General features: G+C 33.3%; 7 protein-coding genes. 6 read left to right on the plus strand and 1 reads right to left on the minus strand.

The features are described from left to right. The first annotated feature begins 54 nt into the window (after positions 1 to 54). From KI356_RS06805 to KI356_RS06830, 6 genes are all read left to right on the plus strand, one after another. Positions 55 to 435: a GntR family transcriptional regulator gene (locus KI356_RS06805; RefSeq protein ID WP_128282269.1), complete on the plus strand. Its 381-nt coding sequence runs from the start codon at positions 55 to 57 to the stop codon at positions 433 to 435. Further along, positions 432 to 1,130 carry an ABC transporter ATP-binding protein gene (locus tag KI356_RS06810; RefSeq protein WP_212935109.1) on the plus strand — a complete coding sequence of 233 codons (699 nt, stop codon included), beginning with the start codon at positions 432 to 434 and terminating at the stop codon, positions 1,128 to 1,130. The genes KI356_RS06805 and KI356_RS06810 overlap by 4 nt, the downstream gene beginning before the upstream one ends. Further along, the gene (locus tag KI356_RS06815; protein ID WP_212935110.1) at positions 1,127 to 1,918 is read left to right on the plus strand and encodes an ABC transporter permease; all 792 of its coding nucleotides are present in this window, start codon (positions 1,127 to 1,129) and stop codon (positions 1,916 to 1,918) included. The genes KI356_RS06810 and KI356_RS06815 overlap by 4 nt, the downstream gene beginning before the upstream one ends. Positions 1,919 to 1,932: 14 nt before the next feature. Next, complete coding sequence (locus tag KI356_RS06820; RefSeq protein ID WP_128282272.1) at positions 1,933 to 2,835, plus strand: ABC transporter ATP-binding protein; 903 nt, start codon at positions 1,933 to 1,935, stop codon at positions 2,833 to 2,835. Next, on the plus strand, positions 2,835 to 3,611 hold the full coding sequence (locus tag KI356_RS06825) for an ABC transporter permease (protein WP_212935111.1): 777 nt from the start codon (positions 2,835 to 2,837) through the stop codon (positions 3,609 to 3,611). Before KI356_RS06820 ends, KI356_RS06825 begins: the two co-directional genes overlap by 1 nt. A gap of 535 nt (positions 3,612 to 4,146) precedes the next feature. After that, positions 4,147 to 5,163, plus strand: a complete 1,017-nt coding sequence (locus KI356_RS06830) for a CPBP family intramembrane glutamic endopeptidase (protein WP_212935112.1) — start codon at positions 4,147 to 4,149, stop codon at positions 5,161 to 5,163. Between the two features lie 37 nt (positions 5,164 to 5,200). Here the strand turns inward: KI356_RS06830 and KI356_RS06835 are convergent, their stop codons facing one another. Continuing rightward, positions 5,201 to 5,383: a DUF3913 family protein gene (locus tag KI356_RS06835; protein ID WP_000707108.1), complete on the minus strand. Its 183-nt coding sequence runs from the start codon at positions 5,381 to 5,383 to the stop codon at positions 5,201 to 5,203. Positions 5,384 to 5,571 lie beyond the last annotated feature (188 nt).

Consider the following 5,571-nt stretch of genomic DNA (forward strand, 5'->3'; position numbering starts at 1 on the left):
ATTCTGTTCTAGTGTACTATTTAACTAATACACTAATACGAAAGGAGGGAAGAAATGAAAATAGAGTTTTCTCCAAATACACCAATTTACATTCAAGTAATGGAATACATAAAAAAAGAAATTGTAACGGGGCATTTATTGTCTGGCGATAAAATTCCCTCCGTACGTGAATTAGCGAGTGAATTACAAGTAAATCCAAATACGATTCAACGCACATTTCAAGAGTTAGAACGTGATGGTGTTGTTGTAACACGTAGAGGAATGGGACGATATGTAACAAATGAAGGGGAGAAAATTATGGAGCTGCGTAAAGACATGGCGAAAGAATTACTTCACTCTTTTATAGGTGGAATGGACAATTTAGGTTTTTCAGAAGACGAAATTCTTTCAATTCTTCGTTCTTCATTAAATGAGAAAAAGGAGGAGAGTGAATGACAGAGCTATTAAAAATAGAAAACTTATGGAAGAGATATGGATTGAAAGCGGTGATTCGTGAATTAAATATAGAGATTAAGGAAGGGAAAATTATAGGGCTTGTTGGAGATAACGGGAGCGGGAAAACGACGTTATTGAAAATGATTGCAGGTCTGCAGCACCCTTCTGAAGGTAGTATTACAATAGCTGGTAAGAAGGTAGGATTAGAGACGAAAGAAATTGTTTCTTTTATGTCCGATAAGCCAGTCTTTGACGATTGGATGACTGTAAAAGATGCTTTATTTTTCTATCGAGATTTTTATAAAGACTTCGATATTCAAAAAGCGGTAGATACGATCGCTGAATTTAAAATACCGTTAGAAGAAAGAATTACAGCATTGTCAAAAGGGATGATCGAGAAGCTACAAATCATTTTAACATTTTCTCGAACAGCGAAGTTATATGTACTGGATGAACCACTTGGCGGGATTGATCTTGTTTCTAGAGAGCACGTACTTGAGCTAATCCTTAAATTTTATCGTGAAGATTGTACGCTGCTTATATCGACTCATTTAATAAGAGAAATCGAAAATATATTTGATGAAGTAATCTTTTTGAAAGATGGAGAAATAATATTGCATGAAAATGTGGAAGAACTACGATTTCAAAAGGGCAAAGCAGTACATGAGCTGTTTAAGGAGGCCTATGGGAAATGAGTCAGCTTTTTCGTTATCTGTATAATTGTAATAAGAGAAAGATAGCCATTATTTACTTCGGATTTATTACAGTTTCATTAATTCTTTTATTTAATATGAAAGGAGTTTCAGGAGTTAGAATTTCAGGTAGGCAAGATATAATCATTATTATATTTTTTATCGTACTAAGTATAAATGGATTTGCAATTCTTCTAACAGGTATATCGTCTTTTCGAAAAATGCTAAAAAACTCTATGCTACGTTATACTTCTATTTCAGCACAAAAGTATATATGTGCAAATGTTTTATTTTGTGTACTACTCTTTATGATTTTGCTAGGAATAGGAATCATTTTTCTATACTATTTTTCTTTAAATATTTACAATGGAAAAACAGATTTAGGTGTTCAGCAAGCAATCCACAGTTTATATGATTATGGAATATTACATCATTTGTTATCTATTTTTTTATGGGGACTAGATTTTGTTAATATGCTAGTTTCAATTTATTTAATTATAGTAATTGTGAAGCTATTCAATGTGAAATCATCGATGAGTAAGATTGTTTGCATAGTCTTATTCGTCATTTTTATCGCATTTAATGGGGGAATAACGTATATCTTTCAGCAAATAGAAAAGTATATGTTTTCCATAAATAATATTGGATTTATAGATCAAAATGGCTTTTTAAATACATCATTCTATTCTGGCACAGATATTACAGTTTTAAATCTATGTTTTAATGGTTTATTAACAATTATATTACTAGTCGTTACAGGTCGTATCATCGATAAAAAACTAGAAGTCTAAAGGAGGAATCAGCATTGGGAAATGTAGTAGTGAAATTAGAAAATGTTCGAAAAAGGATTGGTGGAACAGAAATTATTCGCGGTTTATCATTTGAGGTTCGCGAGGGAGAAGTATACGGGTTCCTTGGGCCGAATGGTAGTGGTAAGACGACGACAATTCGTATGATGACAGGTCTTATTTCGATGACAGAAGGCGATATTACAATTTGTGGTCATAGTATTCGTACAGAGCGTGAAAAGGCGTTAGAACAAATTGGAGCGATTGTAGAGAATCCTGAACTATATGATTATATGACTGGTATGCAAAACTTGAAGCATTTTGCAAACATGGCAATTACCCCTATTAGTAAAGAGCGCATCGCTGAAATTGTAAAGCTTGTTGAATTAGAGCATGCAATTCATAAAAAGGTAAAAACATACTCACTTGGTATGAAACAACGTTTAGGAATTGCACAGGCGTTACTTCATCAGCCGAAGATTTTAATTTTAGATGAACCGACAAATGGATTAGATCCAGCTGGTATTCGTCAAATTCGTGACTATTTACAACGATTAGCGAAAGAAGACAATATCGCTGTAATCGTATCAAGTCACTTACTAAGTGAAATTGAATTAATGTGTGATCGCGTTGTTATTATAAAGCAAGGTGAGTTCGTACAAGAGTATAACTTACATGAACAAACGAAGCATGATGAAACAGTTGTAGTCGCATTTGAAGTAGATCAAGTTCAGAAAGCGAACGAAATTATTAAAGGTAAAGTACAAGGAAATGTAGCTGTGACATCTGTAATGAAAGAAGAGATTCCGCAAATTGTAAAACAGTTAGTGAATGCGGATGTACTTGTATATGGTGTTACTGTACAAAATAAAACGCTAGAGGATGAATTCTTAGCGATTACAGGGGGAGTGAAAGCGTAATGTTTAAATTAATTCAAAATGAATTTTTAAAGTTACATGCGAAAAAAGGTATGTACATTTTAATAGGTGTAATTGCAGTATTGGAGATTTTGGGAGTTTTAGCGATGATGAAATGGGGAGGAGGACATGAGTTTAAAGGATCATATGTAGATTTTGCAAGTTCAGAGATTGGTTTAATTACCTTATTTGCAACAATTTTTGGAATTACGATTGCTTCTCGTACAATTACTGATGAGTTTCAAAAAGGTACAATTAAGCAGTTATTAATCCGTCCGAGAAAACGAAGTACAGTTTTGTTCTCTAAATATATTACAGTGTTACTTACTATATTATTTATCATATTTGCTAGCACGTTAATCGCAATGATTATTGGCGGAATTGTAATGGATGGTAGTAAAACAGAATTAACGTTAGGAATCGTAATGAAGTCTATTTTATATCAAGTACTTCCATCTTTCTTCTTTGCAACGCTTGCATTTTTCTTAGCAAACGTATTTAGAAATTCTGTATTGCCATTAATTATTACGATGTTCCTATTTTTCTTACAAGGAGCAATTAATATGGTACTAATGATGTTTGCAAAAGGTGTAGCGAAATTTGTGGTGTTTTTCCATTTAAATTTAAGTGTTTACGACAGTAATAAATTAGTAAGCGGTGGAATGGAACCACCATTTACAGAATTTACGTTTACAACTTCATTATTACTTGTAGTTGCATACTTTGCTGTATTACTTGTAGCATCAAGTGTATTATTCCAAAAACGTGACGTATTATAATAGAAAAAATCCCCGTGTTAACGGGGATTTTTATTAACCAGTTCTTTCTTCAATCGTTTCAAGTTCCTAGCATGATGTCAGCGTAAAATATGGGGTCTTTTTCAGCTTCTTTTTGGTTTATAAAATGGAGCGAACACATATTTATTTAAGGATATAACTGTCACTAAGTTGAAGACTGCTATAATACCCATAAATAGATCAGTTAAATCCTATACTACTTGAATTGTAGTGACTGAACTAATACCATGTCAATTATAGCAATACGTTTATCAATGAAATCGTTTTAATAGATATATTGTTTGAAATTATCTGAGAAAAATAGGGAGATTTTCAACTATATTCATATTATAATTTAGTTATTCGGCTATTTGTGGGCAGTAAAACTCCCACCTCAAAATTCGGCTGGAGCAAAGAAGTTAGGTGGAAGCCCTGCTGCCCGTAAAAGCCTGATTGGTGCGGGCTAATAATCAGTGGGGATGAACAAAACCCCCACTGATTAAAGTTTTACTTTATATCATCTCTGGAGGTGTTCAATATGCAATATGCATTTTCACGTATAAGACTGCGTAGTTTTTTTGGATGGATGATTATAGGGATGTTCCTGACGATGATTCCATTAAGTTTATCAGGTGCTTCTGACAATACGATAGAGTTCCTGTCACAAATATCAATATTTTTCGTATTTCCACTATTGTGGCTATATTTAAAAACAAGTAAAAATAATGTTGTTTTTAAAAGTTTTTTTGATAAGCCCGGACGTTTACATTGGGGGTTAATTGTATTAGCAACGATAATGGGAATGATTTTTTCAGTCGGTATATCCCAAATTCAATTTTATATTTTAGCACATACTTTACCTGATTTCTTAGTTACCATGTTAGAAGGTGGAAATGTAATTAATACGAGTAACATATACATGACGATATTTACTTTCATTTCAGCATGTGTATTAGCCCCAATAATGGAAGAGGTTATTTTTAGAGGGTTTTTCTTACAGCGGATGGCTTACAAATGGGGGATTAAACGAGCGGTTATTATATCCTCTCTTATTTTTGGATTAGGGCATTTTGATGTTATCGGTGCTTTCATGTTCGGTGTTATTATGTGCCTTCTATACATAAAGACAAAAAATATATGGACGAATATTGCTGTGCATGCTCTAAATAATTTGGTTGCAACGAGTATGCAATTTGTAGGTGGAGATGGAAGTGACGCAATCTCGATTACTGAATTACAAGTACAAAGTAATTTATGGATCGGTATTGGTCTTGCGATTATCGGTTTATTATGGTTAATTCCTTTTACTTGGAAACAATGGCGTACTGTAAAAGAAGTAGGTGTGCCACCAATTCGCTTAATAAATGAAGAAAAAGTGAGGAATTCATCACTGGAAAATGAAATGTATAGCCAAGTTATACTAACGAATAGATTGATGGCGGTGGAACTGCCAGATGAGGCTGTCAACCAGCTCAAGTTAGAAGAAAATGAGTATGTAACAATAGCTGTAGAAGAAGATAAGATTATTATAAAAAAGGCGGATTATAGGCCGTGAAAAAGTAGCTCTCCGGTATGAAAAGGAGAGCTGCTTTTCAATTTGTAATAATTTCTACACGGAAGTTATTTCCATTTTTAACGTATTTAATATCTGTAACGATCCGAACTGTTTTTAGAAGTTCAACTTTTTCACCAATTCGAGGGATGGTCGGAACATTGTCCCAAATACCAAGCAAATCATCTAATTGTGCCGTTTTTTCATAAAACCAGATTTTCAATGTAAGGCCCCTTTCTCGAACTTTATGTATTTTAATACATAATATATTATTTTTATTCTTTTTGTAAGGGGTTTTTTATCTTTTTGTGAATAAAGTGAAACTTTAATCAGTGGGGGCTGTTCATCCTCCACTGATTATTAGCCCTCACCAATCGGGATAAAAATTAATTAATCTTCTGGGAAGATATG

The organism is Bacillus hominis (assembly GCF_018332515.1).
Lineage (GTDB): Bacteria > Bacillota > Bacilli > Bacillales > Bacillaceae_G > Bacillus_A > Bacillus_A hominis.

Coding starts and splice junctions, on each gene's coding strand:
- KI356_RS06805 (WP_128282269.1), top strand. CDS start 55: ATGAAAATAGAGTTTTCTCCAAATACACCAATTTACATTCAAGTAATG.
- KI356_RS06810 (WP_212935109.1), top strand. CDS start 432: ATGACAGAGCTATTAAAAATAGAAAACTTATGGAAGAGATATGGATTG.
- KI356_RS06815 (WP_212935110.1), top strand. CDS start 1,127: ATGAGTCAGCTTTTTCGTTATCTGTATAATTGTAATAAGAGAAAGATA.
- KI356_RS06825 (WP_212935111.1), top strand. CDS start 2,835: ATGTTTAAATTAATTCAAAATGAATTTTTAAAGTTACATGCGAAAAAA.
- KI356_RS06830 (WP_212935112.1), top strand. CDS start 4,147: ATGCAATATGCATTTTCACGTATAAGACTGCGTAGTTTTTTTGGATGG.